At 65.9% G+C, this 18,377-nt stretch carries 16 protein-coding genes and 4 tRNA genes; 5 read left to right on the top strand and 15 right to left on the bottom strand.

What is annotated here, in order from left to right:
• The first annotated feature begins 75 nt into the window (after window positions 1-75).
• Entirely contained in the window at window positions 76-696 is a 621-nt protein-coding gene (locus CFB89_RS05305; protein ID WP_089466999.1) for a helix-turn-helix domain-containing protein, read from the top strand.
• A 51-nt stretch (window positions 697-747) separates the two neighbouring features.
• The gene (locus tag CFB89_RS05300) at window positions 748-1,296 is read left to right on the top strand and encodes a GNAT family N-acetyltransferase (protein ID WP_089466998.1); all 549 of its coding nucleotides are present in this window, start codon (window positions 748-750) and stop codon (window positions 1,294-1,296) included.
• An 86-nt stretch (window positions 1,297-1,382) separates the two neighbouring features.
• On the opposite strand, the gene CFB89_RS05295 is transcribed toward CFB89_RS05300, so the two are convergent.
• The 7 genes from CFB89_RS05295 to uvrC all read right to left on the bottom strand — a co-directional run bounded on the left by CFB89_RS05295 (window position 1,383) and on the right by uvrC (window position 6,182).
• The gene (locus CFB89_RS05295) at window positions 1,383-2,711 is read right to left on the bottom strand and encodes an IS4 family transposase (RefSeq protein WP_089466718.1); all 1,329 of its coding nucleotides are present in this window, start codon (window positions 2,709-2,711) and stop codon (window positions 1,383-1,385) included.
• Between the two features lie 103 nt (window positions 2,712-2,814).
• Window positions 2,815-2,888: transfer RNA gene (locus CFB89_RS05290), tRNA-Cys, on the bottom strand.
• 98 nt (window positions 2,889-2,986) lie between these two features.
• A tRNA-Gly gene (locus CFB89_RS05285) sits at window positions 2,987-3,062 on the bottom strand.
• A gap of 52 nt (window positions 3,063-3,114) precedes the next feature.
• Window positions 3,115-3,190: transfer RNA gene (locus tag CFB89_RS05280), tRNA-Gly, on the bottom strand.
• 52 nt (window positions 3,191-3,242) lie between these two features.
• A tRNA-Gly gene (locus CFB89_RS05275) sits at window positions 3,243-3,318 on the bottom strand.
• A 140-nt stretch (window positions 3,319-3,458) separates the two neighbouring features.
• Window positions 3,459-4,046 (bottom strand): CDP-diacylglycerol--glycerol-3-phosphate 3-phosphatidyltransferase, encoded by a 588-nt coding sequence (gene pgsA, locus CFB89_RS05270; RefSeq protein WP_011544951.1) that lies wholly within the window; start codon window positions 4,044-4,046, stop codon window positions 3,459-3,461.
• Window positions 4,047-4,136: 90 nt separating this feature from the next.
• Window positions 4,137-6,182, bottom strand: coding sequence for an excinuclease ABC subunit UvrC (gene uvrC / locus CFB89_RS05265; RefSeq protein WP_089466997.1), 2,046 nt, complete (start codon window positions 6,180-6,182; stop codon window positions 4,137-4,139).
• 76 nt (window positions 6,183-6,258) lie between these two features.
• On the opposite strand from uvrC, the gene earP reads away from it, so the two are divergent.
• From earP to CFB89_RS05250, 3 genes are all read left to right on the top strand, one after another.
• Window positions 6,259-7,452, top strand: a complete 1,194-nt coding sequence (earP, locus tag CFB89_RS05260) for an elongation factor P maturation arginine rhamnosyltransferase EarP (protein WP_089466996.1) — start codon at window positions 6,259-6,261, stop codon at window positions 7,450-7,452.
• Between the two features lie 137 nt (window positions 7,453-7,589).
• Window positions 7,590-8,147 (top strand): elongation factor P, encoded by a 558-nt coding sequence (gene efp / locus CFB89_RS05255; protein WP_044844759.1) that lies wholly within the window; start codon window positions 7,590-7,592, stop codon window positions 8,145-8,147.
• A 266-nt stretch (window positions 8,148-8,413) separates the two neighbouring features.
• Window positions 8,414-9,799 carry a sigma-54 dependent transcriptional regulator gene (locus CFB89_RS05250; RefSeq protein WP_089466995.1) on the top strand — a complete coding sequence of 462 codons (1,386 nt, stop codon included), beginning with the start codon at window positions 8,414-8,416 and terminating at the stop codon, window positions 9,797-9,799.
• A gap of 173 nt (window positions 9,800-9,972) precedes the next feature.
• Here the strand turns inward: CFB89_RS05250 and nagZ are convergent, their stop codons facing one another.
• From nagZ to lepA, 8 genes are all read right to left on the bottom strand, one after another.
• The gene (nagZ, locus tag CFB89_RS05245) at window positions 9,973-11,001 is read right to left on the bottom strand and encodes a beta-N-acetylhexosaminidase (RefSeq protein ID WP_089466994.1); all 1,029 of its coding nucleotides are present in this window, start codon (window positions 10,999-11,001) and stop codon (window positions 9,973-9,975) included.
• A 16-nt stretch (window positions 11,002-11,017) separates the two neighbouring features.
• On the bottom strand, window positions 11,018-11,461 hold the full coding sequence (acpS, locus tag CFB89_RS05240) for a holo-ACP synthase (protein WP_089466993.1): 444 nt from the start codon (window positions 11,459-11,461) through the stop codon (window positions 11,018-11,020).
• Window positions 11,462-11,539: 78 nt separating this feature from the next.
• Complete coding sequence (gene pdxJ, locus CFB89_RS05235) at window positions 11,540-12,316, bottom strand: pyridoxine 5'-phosphate synthase (protein ID WP_011544945.1); 777 nt, start codon at window positions 12,314-12,316, stop codon at window positions 11,540-11,542.
• Complete coding sequence (gene recO / locus CFB89_RS05230) at window positions 12,313-13,149, bottom strand: DNA repair protein RecO (RefSeq protein WP_006476492.1); 837 nt, start codon at window positions 13,147-13,149, stop codon at window positions 12,313-12,315. Before recO ends, pdxJ begins: the two co-directional genes overlap by 4 nt.
• Window positions 13,136-14,035, bottom strand: coding sequence for a GTPase Era (gene era, locus CFB89_RS05225; protein ID WP_050011463.1), 900 nt, complete (start codon window positions 14,033-14,035; stop codon window positions 13,136-13,138). The genes recO and era overlap by 14 nt, the downstream gene beginning before the upstream one ends.
• A gap of 60 nt (window positions 14,036-14,095) precedes the next feature.
• The gene (gene rnc / locus CFB89_RS05220; RefSeq protein WP_089466992.1) at window positions 14,096-15,334 is read right to left on the bottom strand and encodes a ribonuclease III; all 1,239 of its coding nucleotides are present in this window, start codon (window positions 15,332-15,334) and stop codon (window positions 14,096-14,098) included.
• 154 nt (window positions 15,335-15,488) lie between these two features.
• Window positions 15,489-16,382 (bottom strand): signal peptidase I, encoded by an 894-nt coding sequence (gene lepB, locus CFB89_RS05215; RefSeq protein WP_089466991.1) that lies wholly within the window; start codon window positions 16,380-16,382, stop codon window positions 15,489-15,491.
• A gap of 16 nt (window positions 16,383-16,398) precedes the next feature.
• Complete coding sequence (gene lepA / locus CFB89_RS05210) at window positions 16,399-18,192, bottom strand: translation elongation factor 4 (RefSeq protein ID WP_089466990.1); 1,794 nt, start codon at window positions 18,190-18,192, stop codon at window positions 16,399-16,401.
• Between the last annotated feature and the right edge of the window lie 185 nt (window positions 18,193-18,377).

The following is an 18,377-nucleotide window of genomic DNA, read 5'->3' as shown; positions in this document are numbered from 1 at the left end:
ATCCCACCTCCCGCCGCCCCGCCGCGGGAAATACCGTTGACATTGAATTCCAGTTTGCTGGAAAATCAATCCATCATGAAAGAATCAGCGAACACCACGGCCGACGATACCGGCATCAACGAGCGCATTGCCCGGCGCGTGCGCGACCTGCGCGCCGTTCGAGGCTACACGCTCGACGCGCTGGCCGCGCGTTCCGGCGTCAGCCGTTCGATGATCTCGCTCATCGAACGCGCGTCGGCCAGCCCGACGGCCGTCGTACTCGACAAGCTCGCGGCCGGCCTCGGCGTATCGCTGGCCGGGCTGTTCGGCGGCGACCGGGACGACGCGCCCGCCCAGCCGCTCGCACGGCGCGGGCAGCAGGCCGAATGGCGCGACCCGGCGTCCGGCTATGTGCGGCGCAACCTGTCGCCGGCCGGCTGGCCGTCGCCGATCCAGCTCGTCGAGGTCGATTTCCCGCCCGGCGCGCGCGTCGCGTACGACAGCGGCGGACGCGAAAGCGCGCTGCATCAGCAGGTGTGGATCATCAGCGGCCGCGTCGACGTCACGTTGGGCGATTCGCTTCACGAACTTCGCGAAGGCGACTGCCTCGCCATGCGGCTTGACCGGCCGCTGATCTTCAGCAATCCGTCGTCGCATGCCGCGCGCTATGTCGTCGCGATCTGCGATGCGTCCGCCGCCGGCATGCGAAGCGCGTGATGCGCGCATCGTGCGCACCACCGGTTTAAAGCCAAACAGGAAGGAACCCGTATGAATGCCCCGACACAGCGCGACGACGTGCGCCTGATCGATTGCAGCGAGGCCGAGCACGCAGCGGCCATTCTCGAGATTCTCAACGACGCGATCGTGAACTCGACCGCGCTGTACGACTACCAGCCGCGCCCGCCGGAAGCGATGGTCGCGTGGTTCGCGACGAAGCGCGCGGGCGGTTTTCCGGTCATCGGCGCCGTCGACGCAGCGGGCACGCTGCTCGGCTTCGCGAGCTGGGGTACGTTCCGCGCGTTCCCGGCCTTCAAGTACACGGTCGAACACAGCGTCTACGTGCGCAACGATCAGCGCGGGCGCGGGCTCGGCGAACTGCTGTTGCGCGAAGTGGTGCGGCGTGCGCGCGACGCGCAAGTGCACGTACTGGTCGGCTGCATCGACGCGGCCAATGCCGGCAGCATCGCGCTGCATACGAAGCTGGGGTTCGCGCACTCGGGCACGGTCGCGGAGGCGGGATTCAAGTTCGGCCGCTGGCTCGACGCGGCGTTCTATCAGTTGAAGCTCGAGACGCCGGCGCAGCCGGTGGATGGGTGATCTCGCGTGGTGGCCGTCGCATGCATCGTGCGCGACGGCTTTCCGGCGATGCAAAAAGAAAAGCCCCGCCGAAGCGGTAATGCCGTTCAGTTAAGGTTCTTTTTAAGGACGCGGACGGCATAGCGTTTTGGCACGGCCTTCACGGCCCGCTCGAATTTTCGAGCGGGCCGTTCTTCTTTGAGTAGCGCGACCAGACGTAGTCGCAGTCGTTGCAGCAGGGCTGGGAGTTTGCCCTGCGCACGGGTAACCGCGGCCCAGTGCAATTCGTACTGGATGACGTGGAAGGCGCGCACGAAGCTAATCTCGGTCGGCTCGCACTTCACCGCAAGCGCGGCCTTGGCAATCTCCAATCGCACGAGGTTGTAGGCAATCAGCGCGCCCCAGATTTCCTGATACACCCCCTCAACGCTGCGGCTGCGCAGGATCGGCGCCATGCCCATCATCGTCTGCTTGAGTTCTCGATAGCTGGTTTCAATTTGCCAGCGGCGCGCATAGCAGGCCACGATATCGGCGCTCGTGTAGCGTTTTCGGTCGAACAGTGACGTCAGCAGTACGCGCTTGCGGGCACTTGAGTCGACCAGGGTGACGGCTCGCGCCTGCCACACCTCTGGCAGGTCCGGGCATTTCTTGCGTGCCTGGGGCGACACGCGCATGCTTACCACCGCATCATCAGGCGTTCCCTCGATGACTTCCCATTTGGTGTTGGCCTTGGCCGGGATGAGGAAGTGACGGTTCGAACCCGCGCGGCTCAAGCCACACAGGATTTCTGCAGATAGAAACCCCTTGTCGAATACCGTCAGCGAATCATCGGGGATGGCGTCGAGCAGATCCTTGGCATATAGCATCTCGTTCGTGCCATACGGACCGAACGCCGCGCTGCGGATCAGGTGCGTGGGCACGGCAGTCAGCGTCACGCCACGGACCTGCGGATAACTGGCGATGGTGTTGCCGGCATAAACCTGGGCGCCGAAATGAGCCCGATGTTCGGGGGTGTCCGCCGTCCTGAGCGTCGTGCCATCCATCGCAAACAGGCTCAACCCCTTGAACAGGTATTGTTTGCGGTCCTGCTCGGCCCACGCCTTGGCCGACAATTCGAACAGCGCCTTCAGTGGTTGCGCGCCCAGGCGCTGCCGGGCCTGAGCGACAGCGCTCTTGCTGACGAACGGCGCCTGCATATCCGGTAGCGCAAGATCGAGATCGTCGACAACCTCGCTGATCGATTGATGCCGATACAATGCCAGCGCAATAACCAGCCAAACAACCTGTTCAGCGGGCAAGCGGCGTTGCCGGATGCTCGCCCGTCCCGTGTAAGCCACCACCTGCTCAATCCACTCGTAGGGCAAGTGCTCACCCAGACGAGCCCAGTCGGGCGTCTCCTGTTCTTCAGCGAGAAAATTCAGGGTGTCATCAAGCATGGCGACGCAGGTTAACAGCCTCCATCACCGTTTACAACACCCAAAACAAAAATGCCGTTCAGTTCTTAACTGAACGGCATTACCGCCGAAGCGGGGCTTTTTCTGGAGGCGCGAGCCGGAGTCGAACCGGCCTAAACGGCTTTGCAGGCCGCTGCATAACCGCTTTGCTATCGCGCCAAAAGCGGACTGTCCGGATGCCGTGAGGCAAGCGACAGATTTCCATTCGAGGACCGGAAGTCCATCAAATAAAAAGGGAAGCGTGGCTTCCCCATTACTGGAGCGGGAGACGAGTCTCGAACTCGCGACCTCAACCTTGGCAAGGTTGCGCTCTACCAACTGAGCTACTCCCGCATTGTCCTGCACCTGCAGCGCTTCGCCGACCAACACGCTGCCAGAAAAAATCTGGAGCGGGAGACGAGTCTCGAACTCGCGACCTCAACCTTGGCAAGGTTGCGCTCTACCAACTGAGCTACTCCCGCATGTGTCCTGCATCTGCAGCGCTTTGCCGACCAACACGCCGCCAGAAAAATCTGGAGCGGGAGACGAGTCTCGAACTCGCGACCTCAACCTTGGCAAGGTTGCGCTCTACCAACTGAGCTACTCCCGCGTATTGCTACGCTACTGCTTCCCCGTCACACACTTAATTCGTCGTGCAGCGGAGAAGCGAGATTATGTCGAAGGCACATTCGTGTGTCAAGGGCTTTTCCAGCCCTTTTTACAAAAACCGCTGCCGAACAGGCGCGCGGGTCACGCGCCGCCGCGCTCGCGAATCTGCGGCCACGCGAGCTTCATGTAGTACAGCATCGACCAGATCGTCAGCACCGCGGCCAGATACATCAGCCACTCGCCCCACACGCGCGTATCGATCGTCACGACGCCGAGCGGCAGCGGCCCGTAGAACAGCAGCATCGGAATCGCGACCATCTGGCACGCGGTCTTGAACTTGCCGAGCTGGTTCACCGCGACGCTCTTCGACGCGCCAATCTGCGCCATCCATTCGCGCAACGCCGAAATCGCGATCTCGCGACCGACGATCACGAGCGCGATCGCCGCGTCGACCCGCGAAATCTGCACGAGGATCAGCAGCGCGGCCGTCACCATCAGCTTGTCCGCCACCGGGTCGAGAAACGCGCCGAACGACGACGTCTGGTTCCATTTGCGGGCCAGGAAGCCGTCGAACCAGTCGGTCAGCGCCGCGAGAATGAAGATCGCCGCCGCCGCGAGATTGCGGTGCGCGCCGCCCATCACCGTGTCCGGCAGATAGAACACGCCGACGACGAGCGGAATCAGCACGATCCGTACCCACGTCAGGAAAATCGGGAAATTGAACGGCATGGCATGCGGGACAGTAAAGGATTCGCAATTGTGCCGTGTCGACCGGCCTGCCACAAGAACGCTGGCAACGCCGCCGGCCGCACGGCCGCGTCAGTGAAGCTGCTTGTAGATCTGCTCGGCGAGCGCGTGCGAAATGCCTTCGACGCTCGCCAGCTCCTCGATACTTGCGGCCACCACGCCGCGCAGCCCGCCGAAGCGCGCGAGGAGCCGTTGGCGGCGCTTCGCGCCGACGCCTTCGAGCTCCTCGAGCCGCGACGTCTGGCGCGCTTTCGCCCGCTTCGCCCGCATGCCGGTGATCGCGAAGCGGTGCGCCTCGTCGCGGATTTGCGCGACGAGCATCAGCGCGGCGCTCTCCTTGCCGAGTTCGAGCGGCGCGCGGCCGTCCGCGAACACGAGCGTCTCGAGGCCGACCTTGCGCCCCTCGCCTTTCGCGACGCCGACCAGCATCGACGTGTCGAGGCCGAGCTCGGTGAACACCTGCCGCGCGATCTCGACCTGACCCTTGCCGCCGTCGATCAGCACGATGTTCGGCAACAGGCTCGACGCTTCGGCCTCCCGGGTCGATTCGCCGTCGATGCCGGCCGCTTCGTCGGCGGCCGCCGCCTGCGCGGCCTGCTCGACCATCTTCTCGTAGCGGCGCGTGAGCACCTGCCGCATCGCCGCGTAATCGTCGCCCGGCGTGATGCCCGTGATGTTGTAGCGACGGTATTCGCTCGACTGCATCTTGTGATGGTGATAGACGACGCACGACGCCTGCGTCGCCTCGCCCATCGTATGGCTGATGTCGAAGCATTCGATCCGCAGCGTCGCGAGATCGTCGCTATCGTAGCTCAGCGTATCCGCCAGCGCGCGCGTGCGCGCCTGTTGCGAGCCTTGCTCGGACAGCAGCCGTGCGAGCGCGAGCCGCGCGTTCTGCTCGGCCATCGCCAGCCACGCGCGCCGCTGCCCCTGCGGTTGCCGCACCAGCGACACCTTGTAGCCGGCCTGCTCGGACAGCAGCGCCAGCAGGTCGCGGCTCGCGGGCGCATGGCTGACGACGAGCACGGGCGGCACGCGGTTGCCGAGATAGTGTTGCGCGATGAATGCATCGAGCACCTCGGCCTCGACCGACGCTGCCGCCGCGCCGCGCGCGCTGCCCGCCTCTTCCGCGGGCTGATCGGGCACCGCATCGACCGGCGTATCGACCGTCGCACCGGCCGCCTCCGCCGGCTCGGTCTCTTCGCCGAGGCCGCCTTCGGCGAGCGTCAACGCGCTCTCGACGTGCGTCGGGAAATACGCCTTGTCGCCAAGGTGCCGGCCGCCGCGCACCATCGCGAGGTTCACGCACACGCGTCCGCCCAGCGCGACGACGGCCAGGATGTCCACGTCGCTGTCGCTGCCGACCTCGATCGCCTGCTGGTGCAGCACCGTCGCGAGCGAGCTCATCTGGTTGCGCACGGCCGCCGCCTGCTCGAATTTCAGCTCGGCCGCGAACGCGTGCATCTTCTGCTCGAGTTCCTTCATCACTTCGGACTGCCGGCCGAGCAGGAACCGCGCGGCGTTCGACACGTCGACCGCGTAATCCTCGTCGGAGATCGCGCCGACGCACGGCGCCGTGCAACGCCCGATCTGATGCAGCAGGCACGGCCGCGTGCGGTTGTTGAAGACCGAGTCCTCGCAGGTCCGCAACTGGAACACGCGCTGCAGGATCTGGATGCTCTCGCGCACGGCCCATGCGCTCGGGAACGGCCCGAAGTACTGGTTCTGCTTGTCGACCGAGCCGCGGTAGTAGGCCATCCGCGGAAAGCGGTGCGCGGTGAGCTTCAGGTACGGATACGACTTGTCGTCGCGAAACAGGATGTTGTATCGCGGCGCGAGCGCCTTGATCAGGTTGTTCTCGAGCAACAGCGCTTCGGCTTCCGAGCGCGTGACGGTCGTTTCGATGCGCGCGATGCGCGTGACCATCATCGCGATGCGCGGCGACAGTTGCGTCTTCGTGAAATAGCTCGACACGCGCTTTTTCAGGTCGCGCGCCTTGCCGACGTAGAGGACGGCGCCCGCCGTGTCGTAATAGCGATAGACGCCCGGCATGTGCGGCAACTGCGCAAGGATCTTCTTCGGTTCGAACGGAGTATCGGGGGCTTCTGGGGATGTCATGCGTGATCCGGGCGCCTTGTAACGCGGAACGGGTCTATTAGAATCGCCAGTTTAGAGCATTCACCCGTCCGCTTCGATGCCACCCACCGCCGCTGCTCCCCTCTCCGCCGTCCCGCTCGCACCGGGCGAACCGATCGCTTGCGACCTCTTCTGCACGGTGATCGACAATTTCGGCGACATCGGCGTGTGCTGGCGCGTCGCGCGCCAGCTCGCGCACGAGCACGGCTGGCAGGTTCGGCTGTTCGTCGACGACCTGCACACGTTCGCGCGCCTGCTGCCGGAAGTCGATCCCGACGCGGGGCGGCAGGCGGTCGACGCGATCGTGATCGAGCACTGGCATGCGGAAGTCGGCGACGCGCTGGACATCGCCGATGTCGTGATCGAGGCGTTCGCATGCGAGCTGCCCGGCGCGTATCTCGCGGCGATGGCGCGGCGCGCGCGGCGCCCCGTGTGGATCAACCTCGAATACCTGAGCGCCGAGGACTGGGTCGCCGATTTCCATTTGCGGCCGTCGCCGCATCCGCGCTACCCGCTGCTGAAGACGTTCTTCTTCCCGGGCCTGTCGGCCGGCACCGGCGGCGTGCCGAAGGAGCGCGACCTCGACGCGCGCCGCGCGGCCTTCGATGCCGATCCGGCAGCCCGCGCCGCGTGGTGGCAGCGCGCGACCGGCGGGGCGCCCCCCGCGCCCGGCACGACGGTCGTCAGCCTGTTCGCCTATGAAAACCCGGCCGTCGACGCGCTGCTCGCGCAGTGGCGCGACGGCCCGTCGCCGGTCGTCGCGCTCGTGCCGGCCGGGCGGCTGTCGCCCGCCGTCGCGCGCTTTTTCGGGGTCGAAGCGTTCGCGGCGGGCGCGCACGCGCGCAGCGGCAACCTGACCGCCCATGGCCTGGCGTTCGTTCCGCAGGCCGACTACGACCCGCTGCTGTGGGTCGCCGATCTCAATTTCGTGCGCGGCGAGGATTCGTTCGTGCGCGCGCAGTGGGCGCGCAAGCCGTTCGTGTGGCACATCTACCCGCAGGCCGACGACGTGCACCTGCCCAAGCTCGATGCCGCGCTCGCACACCTGTCGGGCGGCCTCGCCGATGCGCCGCGCGCGGCGCTCGAGCGGTTCTGGCATGCGTGGAACGGCGTCGGCACGCCCGACTGGGCCGATTTCTGGCAACACCGCGCCGCGCTGGACGCCAATGCGCTCCGCTGGGCCGACGCGCTCGCGGCCGTCGGCGATCTCGCGGGAAAGCTGGCGGAATACGCAAAATCTCAGTTAAAATAAGCGGTTATCCGACGGCTGACCACGCAAGCGCTCGCGCATGGGCACTTGGCGCCCACCGGAACGCCCCGCCGCTTGCGCCGTCAGCCGTTGCGCAACGCTCAGGCACCTATTTATTTGATTGGATCAGGACAGTTTTTATGAAGACCGCACAGGAACTCCGCGTAGGCAACGTCGTGCAGATCGGCAGCGAAGCATGGGTCATCGCAAAGGCGGAATACAACAAGTCGGGTCGTAACTCGGCCGTCGTCAAGATGAAGATGAAGAACCTGCTGACGAACGCAGGTCAGGAATCGGTCTACAAGGCCGACGACAAGTTCGACGTCGTCGTGCTCGACCGCAAGGAAGTGACGTACTCGTACTTCGCCGACCCGATGTACGTGTTCATGGACGCCGACTACAACCAGTACGAAGTCGAAGCCGAAATGATGGGCGAAGCGCTGAACTACCTTGAAGACGGCATGGCTTGCGAAGTCGTGTTCTACAACGAGAAGGCGATCTCGGTCGAACTGCCGACCATCCTCGTTCGCGAAATCACCTACACGGAACCGGCCGTCAAGGGCGACACGTCGTCGGGCAAGGTGCTGAAGAACGCGAAGCTGGCGACCGGCTTCGAACTGCAAGTGCCGCTGTTCTGCAACACCGGCGACAAGATCGAAATCGATACGCGCACGAACGAATACCGCAGCCGCGCGTAATCGTCAGCGATACCGCATCGAACAAAGCGCCCCTCGGGGCGCTTTTTGTTTGTCCGGCGACAACAGCTGCCACAAGTCGGCGCGAGAAGCAGCACAAAAGCCACCGGTAAAGATATTCAATTTGTATCATCGGTAACTGTTTTATAGCGCCGGAGAAATAATGCGCGTGACGCGTTCGGCGGGGCATAAAATCAGTCTTTAATCCGACATGCGGCTGCGGTCCGCTGCCCGACAGCCCGCCTCTCTTGACTCGACTCGCGTCCACCATGCCACACGCCCTGATTGTCGAAGACGATCCCAACAGCCTGTCAGGCCTCACCGCGCTGCTCGCCGCAGACGGCTTCTCGGTCGACACGGCCACGTCGCTCGCCGAAGCGCGCACGGCGCTCGGCCGCTCGATTCCCGACGTCGTGCTCGTCGACCTGAACCTGCCGGACGGCAGCGGCTTCGACCTGCTCCAGCACCTGCCGCAGCAACAGCCGAACGGCTCGCTGCCCGTGATCGTGCTGACGGGCAACGCGACGGTCGAGAGCGCCATCGAAGGCCTGCGTCACGGCATCTGGGACTACCTGCTCAAGCCGATCAACATCCCGCGGCTGCGCAGCCTGCTCGCGCGAATTCCCCGTCCTTACGAACTGATCGACGAAGTGCAGTCGCTGCGTGCATCGCTGCGCCATCTCGGCCGCTTCGGCGCGCTCGTCGGCCGCAGCGACGCGATGCAGCACGTGTACGACATGATCGAGCACAACGCCCGCACCGAAACGGCCGTGCTGTTCTCGGGCGAAGCCGGCACCGGCAAGAAGCTGGCCGCGCGCACGCTGCACGAACTGAGCCGGCGCCGCAAGGGGCCGTTCGTGTCGTTCGACTGCCGCCTGCTCGCGCAGGGCGGCCGGCACGGCGCGTCGCTCGATAGCGTGCTGTTCGGCCACGAACGCGGCGCGTTCGACGGCGCCGAACGCCGCGAATCGGGCCTGTTCGAGCAGGCCGGCGGCGGCACGCTGTTCCTCGACGAAATCACCGCATTGCCGCTCGTGCTCCAGGAAGCGCTGCTGCACGCGCTCGATTCGCAGAACTTCATGCGGATCGGCGGCACGAGCTCGATCACCAGCGATTTCCGGCTGATCGCGGCCACGCGCCGCCCGGCACGCGAAGCGGTGGCGAACGGCACGCTGCGCGAGGATCTGTGGCTGCGCCTCGACGCGGCGTCGATCACGATGCCGCCGCTGCGCGAGCGCGACGGCGATGCGCTCGCGATCGCCGACGCGCAGATCGACGAATTGAACCGCGAAGCGCGCGCGACCGGCCGCAGCACGACCGACAAGCGGGCGGCGCCGGGCTTCGTGCGCGAATGCCTGTCGTACGAATGGCCGGGCAACGTGCGCGAACTGCAGGAGCGCGTGCGTTTCGCATACGACGCCTCGGGCGACTTCATCGAGACGCTGCGTGCGGGCGAGGCCAGCTTCTCCGCCGGCGCCGCGCTGAACGGCAGCAGCGTGCAGATCAAGGTCGGCACCCCGCTGTCGGACGTCGAGGATCTGCTGATCCGCGCGACGCTCGACGCGGTCGGCGGGACGCGCCACCGTGCGGCGACGCTGCTCGGCATCAGCCCGAAGACGCTGTACAACAAGCTGCAGCGGATGAAGGTGAACTGAGCGGGCGGGCTCGAATACGGGCACTGCCGGATCTGACCGTTAGTTGCGCAGAAGCGCGTTCCGACGACTGCACGATCGGGCTGTCGCAGCCCATGAAAAAGCCGCGCAACCGCGCGGCTTTTCGTTTGGCGCGACCGTATCGGGACGGCGCGCGGCGCGCCCTCCCCGGCCGCTTACGCCAGCGCGCTGCTCAGCAGCGCCTGCGCCTGCCGATATTCGGGCTGCGCGATCAGCTTGTCCCACTTGAGCGCCTTGCCGCGCGCGCGCATCCGCTTGATGCGCCGCGCCGACTCGGCCGAGGCCCGCGCCTTCAATCCGTTCAACACGACTTCGGCCGCGTCCGGCTGGTTGCAGACGAGCACCATGTCGCACCCGGCGGCGAGCGCGGCGTCGGCGGCCTGCGTGAGCGTGCCGCCTTCGCGGGCGGCTTCCATCGACAGGTCGTCGCTGAAGATCGCGCCCGTGAAGCCGAGCTTGCCGCGCAGGATGTCCTGCAGCCACACGCGCGAGAATCCGGCCGGCCGCTTGTCGACCTGCGTATAGATCACGTGCGCGGGAATCACCGCGGCAAGCGACAGCCCGAGCCAGTCGTACGGCGCGACGTCCTGCTTAAGGATCGCCTCGAGCGTGCGGTCGTCGGTCGGGAGCGCGACGTGCGAATCGGCCTCCGCGAAGCCGTGCCCGGGGAAATGCTTGCCGCAGTTCGCCATGCCCGCGAGCGACAGCCCGTGGTTCAGGCTCTTCGCGAGCAGCGTGACGACGCGCGGGTCGCGATGGAATGCACGATCGCCGATCACCTTCGAGTGCCCGTAGTCGAGATCGAGCACGGGCGTGAAGCTCATGTCGATCCCGCACGCGCGCAACTCGGCGGCCAGGATGTAGCCGACGGCGGTCGCGACCTTCGTCGCGAGCAGCACGTCGCGATCCCACAGTTCGCCCAGGCGGCGCATCGCGGGAAGCACCGTGAAGCCGTCGGTGCGGAACCGCTGCACGCGCCCGCCCTCGTGATCGACGGCGATCAGGATGTCTTCGCGCACCGCGCGGATCGCGTCGGTCAGCGCGGTCAGTTGCGCACGGTTCTGGAAGTGCCGCGCGAACAGGATCACGCCGCCGGTATTCGGATGCGCGAGGCGCCGCGCATCGTCGCGCGACAGGGTCGTGCCGACGACGTCGAGCATGACCGGGCCGGGAGTCGTTTTCATCAAATCGGGAATTCCGTCAGGAGGAGGTTCGGGAAACAGGTGCAGGTGCAGGTGCAGGCGGCGCGGCGTCCGTTTCGGCGACCACGAACGACACCGCGTAATCGCGTTCGTCGCTGACCGTCACGCGCGCCGTGATGCCGCGCGCGGCCAGCCAGTCGGCCAGCTCGCCCGATGCGAGCACGTACGGCTCGCCGCTCGGGTGATTGAGCGTCTGCAGCGCGCGCCACGTCATCGGCCAGTGCATGCCGAGCCCGATCGCCTTCGAGAACGCTTCCTTCGCGGAGAAGCGCGTCGCGAGAAACGCGATGCCGCGCGCCTCGGAACGTGCGCGCCGCGCGCGGAACACGCGCAGTTCGTCGGGGCCGAGCACCTTCTCGGCAAACCGGCCGCCCGTGCGTTCGAGCACGGCCGCGACGCGGCTCACCTGCGCGATGTCGGTACCGATGCCGTAGATCGCCATGTCAGTCTCCGTCGGCACGCCCCGGCGAGACCGGGTCAGGCGCGTCGCACACGGCGTGCGTGGCACGGCCTCGCATCGTCACCGCGCGCCGCCGTGCAGCGCGGCGACGCGTGCGGCAACCATGATCGCCTTCATCTCGCGCACCGCGTTGTCCCAGCCCGCGAAGATCGCGTGCGCGACGATCGCGTGGCCGATGTTCAACTCGACGATGCCGTCGATCGCGGCGATCTGCTGCACGTTCGTGTAATGCAGCCCGTGGCCCGCATTGACCTTCAGGCCGAGCCGCGCGCCGGCCTGCACGCCCGCGACGATACGCTCGTATTCGCGCTGCTGCTCCGCTTCGTCGTGCGCTTCGGCGTAGCGGCCCGTATGCAGCTCGATCACCGGCGCGCCCGCTTCGTGCGCGGCGCGGATCTGCGTGTCGTCCGGATCGATGAACAGCGACACGCGCACGCCCACGTCGGCAAGCTGCTTGCACGCCGCACGCACGGCCTCGAAGTGACCGGCCACGTCGAGCCCCCCTTCGGTCGTCAGCTCCTCGCGCTTCTCCGGCACGAGGCACGCGTCGTGCGGACGCACCTCGCACGCGATGTCGAGCATCTCGGCCGTCACCGCGCATTCGAGGTTCATGCGCGTCTTCAGCAGCGGGCGCAGCTCGCGGACGTCCGCGTCGACGATGTGGCGACGATCCTCGCGCAGGTGCAGCGTGATCGCATCCGCACCGGCCTCTTCGGCCGCGAGCGCCGCGCGGATCGGATCGGGATAGCGCGTCCCGCGCGCATTGCGCAGCGTCGCGACGTGGTCGATGTTCACGCCAAGATCGATGGCGGTGGGCGTGGTCAGGAAGAAGCTCATAGGTTTTGCAGGTCGATCAGGATCTGACGCGTAGCGAGCGGCGTACCGCCGAGATAGGTGTTCAGCAGGAAGCGCATCAGCGTCTTGCTCTGCGCAACCGTCTGGGCTCGATGGTAATCGTCCTGCTCCATGTCGAGCAACGTCTGTCCGGTAATCACCGGCCAGTGCGACGGCACGTCGTCGTCCGCATTGCGCACGCCGCGCTCGGGATCGAACACGTAGCGGCGCTCGGGTTCGACCGCGCGGCGGGCGACCGTGCGGTTCAGCGCCATCGCGTAGCCGGTCTCGCGCAGCAGCACGCGCTCGAACGAGCGCAGCACCTGCACGGCGGGCTCGCCGTGCGCGAGACGCGTAAGGGTCAGCACGTAATGATTGAACAGCGGCGGCTGCGGATCCTCGCGCGCGCAGAATTTCACGAGCAGTTCGTTCGCGTAGAAACCGCACAACAGCCCATCGCCGCCGAGCGGCAGCATCCCGCCGACCCACTCGGCGCCCGTCAGCGTGCGCACCTCGGATTTGCCCGACCACGACAGCAGCAGCGGCTGGAAGGTCTGCAATACACCGCGCAATGCGGAGTGCGGGCGCTTCGCGCCCTTCGCGACGAGCGCGAGCCGGCCGTGGTCGCGCGTCAGCACGTCGACGATCAGGCTCGTTTCCCGATACGGATAGCTGTGCAGCACGAACGCCGGCTGCTCGGCGACGCGGAAATCGGACGTGCGAGACGTCGCGCGCCGCGCCTTGCGCGGCGGTTCGGGCGGTGCCGGCAGCGGCGCGTCGTTCGCGCCGGCCGTCACCGCGTCTTCGGTCGACGTCAGCGCGTCATTCGTACCCATAGGCACGCAGCCCCGCCTCGTTGTCGGCCCAGCCGCTCTTCACCTTCACGAAGGTCTCGAGGTACACGGGGCCGTCGAACAGCTTCTCCATGTCCATCCGCGCCTCGGTGCTGATCTGCTTGAGCTTCTCGCCCTTCTTGCCGATCACCATCGCCTTGTGCGAATCGCGCTCGACGAGGATCGTCGCGAAGATGCGCTTCAGGCGCCCCTCCTCCTCGAACTTGTCGATCAGCACGGTGCTCGTGTAGGGCAGCTCGTCGCCGGTCCAGCGGAATACCTTCTCGCGCAGGATTTCGGCCGCGAGAAAGCGCGAGCTGCGGTCGGTCAGCTCGTCCTCGCCGTAGATCGGCTCGCCTTCCGGCAGATACGGCTTGATCGTGTCCAGCAGGCGCTTGATGTCTTCCGGCTTCTGCGCCGACAGCGGCACGAGCTCGGTGAATTCGCGCAGCCCGCTCACCTTCTGCATGAACGGGAACAGCGTGGCCTTGTCGTTCACGCGATCGATCTTGTTCGCGATCAGCAGCGTCGGCATGCCGGGCGGGATCAGGTCGAGCACCTTCTGGTCGTCGGGGCCGAAGCGGCCGGCCTCGATCACGAACAGGATCACGTCGACCGAGGTGAGCGTCGACGTGACCGCGCGGTTCAGCGACCGGTTCAGCGCGGTGCTGTGACGGGTCTGGAAACCGGGCGTGTCGACGAACACGAATTGCGCGTCGTCGAACGTGTTGATGCCGGTGATGCGGTGACGGGTCGTCTGCGCCTTGCGCGACGTGATGCTGATCTTCTGGCCGACGAGTGCGTTCATCAACGTCGACTTGCCGACGTTCGGACGGCCCACGATCGCGATCATGCCGCAACGGAAACCGGTAGGAGCGGGAGTGTTCATATCGTTTGGGAGACAGGTTCGGAAACGGCCGCGCGACGCGCGGCACGATCGATGGGCAATTCAGTGGTCGGCATCGGCCACGCGCGCCTGCGCGGCAGCCAGGCTCGCGCCGCCGGGCGGCGTATCGGCGTCGGGTGCCGCGGCATCGCGTGCGCGCGCCGGCGTGCGCGCGGCGGAATCGGTGCCCGCGGCAAGCTTGTCGGCCGACGACGATGCCGGATCGGCTGCATGGCCGGCCGGCTTGTCGGCTGCGCGCGGCGCGGCCTCGGCGGGCTTGTCTGCGGCCTTGTCGGCCCGCTCGGCCGGTTTGTCGGCAACCTTGTCGGCCGCCGGCTTCGCCGCCCGTTCGCCCTTGTCCGTCGGCGGCTCGACATGCGCCGCGCGAATCGCGGCCATCGGCGCGACGGCCGGCTCGGCGCCCGCAGCCCCGGCGGTTGCAGCTGCGGCGGTTGCCGCCGGCACCGCACCACCCGCCCGGGCCTCGCGCGCCGCCGCACGTTCCTTCCGCTCGGGCGAGCGCAGGTCGAGCGCTTCCTGCACACCCTTCACACCCGGCACGATCTCGGGCTCGACATGCTTGGAGCCGCGCGCGTTTTTCGAGCGCTTCGGCTTCGCGGCCAGCATCGGCGCGGCCGCCATCACTTCGTCGAGCGCCTTCTTCGCGGCGGCCTGCTCGGCCGCGCGCCGGCTCGCGCCGGAACCCGCTACCTTCACGTCCAGCTTCGGCACCGTGCACTCGACCTCGAACTGCTGATTGTGCGCCGCACCATGCGTCGCGACGACCGTATAGGTCGGCAGCGCGATCTTGTGCCCCTGCAGGTATTCCTGCAGCAGCGTCTTCGCGTCCTTGCCGAGCGTGCGCGGATCGATGTGGTCGAGAATCGGGATATAGAGGCGCTTGATGACCCCTTGGGCGGCTTCGAAGCCGCCATCGAGGAACACGGCCCCGATGATGGCTTCGAACGCGTCCGCGAGGATCGACGGGCGACGGAACCCGCCGCTGCGCAGCTCGCCCTCGCCCAGCCGCAGGCCGTCCGAGATATTCAGGGCCTGAGCGATTTCGTACAGCGACTGCTGTTTGACGAGGTTGGCGCGTACGCGCGACAGGTCGCCTTCGTCCAGCTTGCCGAAGCGCTGGAACAAAAGGGCGGCCACCGCGCAATTCAGAACGGAATCGCCGAGAAACTCGAGCCGTTCGTTGTGCGTGGCACTGTGACTGCGATGGGTCAAAGCCTGGCGCAACAATTCCGCATTGCGAAATTCGTAGCGCAGCCGGCTTTCCAGCTGGGATGAGGGCATGTGCAGGAGTATAACGCGGGCGGCCGGTCGGGCCGAAACGGCACGGCCGGACACGAAAAGGCGTGACGAGGCGGTGTTACCGCCGGTTCTTAAAGTAGTTCGGCAATACGCGACGCGGCCCGTGCGTCGCGTATTGCGTGTGCATCGAATGCGATCAGTTGAAGAAACCGATGCGCTTCAGGTCGCTGAAGTTCATCCAGATGAAGAACGCGCGGCCGACGATGTTCTGGTCCGGCACGAAACCCCAGTAGCGGCTGTCCGCGCTGTTGTCGCGGTTGTCGCCCATCATGAAGTAGTGACCGGGCGGCACCTTGCAGATCACGCCGCGGCTGTTGTACGTGCAGTTGTCGCGATACGGATAGTCGTATGCGCCCATCACGAACGGCGGCACGGCCGGGTTGTTGAGGATCGCGTTCTTCTTGTTGCCGATCGTTTCCTCGAACTGCTTCGCGTAATTCTGGCGCTCGTCGTCGAAGAAATCGGGCAGCGGCGTTTCGGGCACCGGCTGGCCGTTGATCGTCAGTTGCTTGTCCTGGTACGCGACGGTATCGCCCGGCAGGCCGATCACGCGCTTGATGTAGTCGACCGACTCGTCCTTCGGATAGCGGAACACGACGACGTCGCCGCGCGACAGCGGGCTGCCCTGCGTGATCTTCGTGTTGGTGATCGGCAGGCGCAGCCCGTACTCGAACTTGTTGACGAGGATGAAGTCGCCGACGAGCAGCGTCGGCACCATCGAGCCCGACGGAATCTTGAACGGCTCGACGACGAACGAACGCACGACGAACACGGCCAGGATCACCGGGAAGAAGCTTGCCGTGTACTCGAGCCACCACGGCTGGCGTAGCTTTTCGTCACGCAGCTTCGAACGCGTCTGCGCCGCGTTTTCGTCCGCGAAACGCTTGTCGATGCGCGACTGCTGGCGATCGAACTCTTCGATCGCCGAGTCGGCCGCCTTGCGACGCCGCGGCAGGAACACCAGTTTGTCCAGCACCCACGCTACGCCCGTCACGACGACGAGCACAAAAAGAATCAGCGCAAAATTCATAAAAGGATCAGTCCTGTTATTTGTCTTCGACGCGCAAGATCGCGAGGAACGCCTCCTGCGGGATCTCGACCGAACCCACCTGCTTCATGCGTTTCTTACCTTCTTTCTGCTTCTCGAGCAGTTTCTTCTTCCGCGTGATGTCGCCGCCGTAGCACTTCGCGAGCACGTTCTTGCGCAATGCCTTGATGTTCTCGCGCGCGACGATGTGCGGGCCGATCGCGGCCTGGATCGCCACGTCGTACATCTGGCGCGGAATGATCTCGCGCATCTTCGCGGCGACTTCGCGGCCGCGGTATTGCGACTGCGACCGGTGCACGATGATCGACAGCGCGTCGACCTTGTCGCCGTTGATCAGCATGTCGACCTTCACGACGTCCGACGAGCGGTATTCCTTGAACTCGTAGTCCATCGACGCATAGCCGCGCGACACCGACTTCAGGCGATCGAAGAAGTCGAGCACGATCTCGGCCATCGGGATCTCGTACGTGAGCTGCACCTGGCGGCCGTGATACTGCATGTTGATCTGCGAGCCGCGCTTCTGCTCGCACAGCGTGATCACCGAGCCGACGTAATCCTGCGGCATGTAGAGATTCACGGTGACGATCGGCTCGCGCACTTCGGCGATGCGGCCGGGCTCCGGCATCTTCGCCGGGTTCTCGACCATGATCGTCGAGCCGTCGCTCTGCACGACCTCGTAGACGACCGTCGGCGCGGTCGTGATGAGATCCATGTCGAATTCGCGCTCGAGCCGCTCCTGCACGATTTCCATGTGCAGCAGCCCGAGGAAGCCGCAGCGAAAACCGAAGCCGAGCGCCTGCGACACTTCCGGCTCGTACTGCAACGAGGCGTCGTTCAGCTTCAGCTTCTCGAGCGATTCGCGCAGCGCATCGTACTGGTTCGCCTCGACCGGATAGAGCCCCGCGAACACCTGCGGCTTCACTTCCTTGAAGCCCGGCAGCGGCTCGGCGGCGGGCTTGGCGGCGTGCGTGACGGTATCGCCGACCTTCGCGGCCGTCAGCTCCTTGATGCCCGCGATGATGAAGCCCACCTGCCCGGCCGACAGCGACTCGAGATTGCGCGACTTCGGCGTGAATACGCCGACGTGCTCGACCGGGTACTGCGCGCCGGTCGCCATCATCTTGATCTTGTCCTTCGGACGCAGCGTGCCGTTGACGATGCGCACGAGCATCACGACGCCGACGTAGTTGTCGAACCACGAATCGATGATCAGCGCCTGCAGCGGCGCGGCCGGGTCGCCCTTCGGCGGCGGCACCTTCGCGATCAGCGATTCGAGCACGTCTTCCACGCCGAGGCCCGTCTTCGCGCTGCAGCGCGTCGCGTCGGTCGCGTCGATGCCGATCACGTCCTCGATCTCCTCGATCGCGTTCTCGGGGTTCGCGGCCGGCAGGTCGATCTTGTTCAGCACCGGCACGACCTCGACGCCGAGCTCGATCGCCGTGTAGCAGTTCGCGACCGTCTGCGCCTCGACGCCCTGGCTCGCGTCGACCACCAGCAGCGCGCCTTCGCACGCGGACAGCGAACGGCTGACCTCGTACGAGAAGTCGACGTGCCCCGGCGTGTCGATCAGGTTCAGGTTGTAGACCTTGCCGTCGCGTGCGCGATAGGACAACGCGGCCGTCTGCGCCTTGATCGTGATGCCGCGCTCGCGCTCGATATCCATCGAGTCGAGCACCTGCGCTTCCATTTCACGGTCGGCGAGGCCGCCGCATACCTGGATGATGCGATCCGCGAGTGTCGACTTGCCATGGTCGATGTGCGCGATGATCGAGAAATTGCGAATATGATCCATTCAGTGCCGATCAAGCGAAAAAGGCGCGCTCGACGACTGCGGAGCACGCCTTGTGTAAGTCGGTGAAAAAACGGCTTATTTTAGCCGAAAAGGCTTACGCCGGGCGGGATTTCGGACGCCCGCCCCGCGCGAGCCCGGCGGGGGCGCCCGCCGGATCAAACCCCGTACGAGCGGCACGGGCCGGC

It is taken from the genome of Burkholderia sp. AU16741, from assembly GCF_002223345.1.
Lineage (GTDB): Bacteria > Pseudomonadota > Gammaproteobacteria > Burkholderiales > Burkholderiaceae > Burkholderia > Burkholderia sola.
The sequence above is the reverse complement of the archived record's forward strand: the minus strand, read 5'-3'. Positions and strand labels throughout refer to the sequence as shown.

Coding starts and splice junctions, on each gene's coding strand:
- CFB89_RS05305 (WP_089466999.1), top strand. CDS start 76: ATGAAAGAATCAGCGAACACCACGGCCGACGATACCGGCATCAACGAG.
- CFB89_RS05300 (WP_089466998.1), top strand. CDS start 748: ATGAATGCCCCGACACAGCGCGACGACGTGCGCCTGATCGATTGCAGC.
- CFB89_RS05295 (WP_089466718.1), bottom strand. CDS start 2,711: ATGCTTGATGACACCCTGAATTTTCTCGCTGAAGAACAGGAGACGCCC.
- pgsA (WP_011544951.1), bottom strand. CDS start 4,046: ATGCCGTTCAATTTCCCGATTTTCCTGACGTGGGTACGGATCGTGCTG.
- uvrC (WP_089466997.1), bottom strand. CDS start 6,182: ATGACATCCCCAGAAGCCCCCGATACTCCGTTCGAACCGAAGAAGATC.
- earP (WP_089466996.1), top strand. CDS start 6,259: ATGCCACCCACCGCCGCTGCTCCCCTCTCCGCCGTCCCGCTCGCACCG.
- efp (WP_044844759.1), top strand. CDS start 7,590: ATGAAGACCGCACAGGAACTCCGCGTAGGCAACGTCGTGCAGATCGGC.
- CFB89_RS05250 (WP_089466995.1), top strand. CDS start 8,414: ATGCCACACGCCCTGATTGTCGAAGACGATCCCAACAGCCTGTCAGGC.
- nagZ (WP_089466994.1), bottom strand. CDS start 11,001: ATGAAAACGACTCCCGGCCCGGTCATGCTCGACGTCGTCGGCACGACC.
- acpS (WP_089466993.1), bottom strand. CDS start 11,461: ATGGCGATCTACGGCATCGGTACCGACATCGCGCAGGTGAGCCGCGTC.
- pdxJ (WP_011544945.1), bottom strand. CDS start 12,316: ATGAGCTTCTTCCTGACCACGCCCACCGCCATCGATCTTGGCGTGAAC.
- recO (WP_006476492.1), bottom strand. CDS start 13,149: ATGGGTACGAATGACGCGCTGACGTCGACCGAAGACGCGGTGACGGCC.
- era (WP_050011463.1), bottom strand. CDS start 14,035: ATGAACACTCCCGCTCCTACCGGTTTCCGTTGCGGCATGATCGCGATC.
- rnc (WP_089466992.1), bottom strand. CDS start 15,334: ATGCCCTCATCCCAGCTGGAAAGCCGGCTGCGCTACGAATTTCGCAAT.
- lepB (WP_089466991.1), bottom strand. CDS start 16,382: ATGAATTTTGCGCTGATTCTTTTTGTGCTCGTCGTCGTGACGGGCGTA.
- lepA (WP_089466990.1), bottom strand. CDS start 18,192: ATGGATCATATTCGCAATTTCTCGATCATCGCGCACATCGACCATGGC.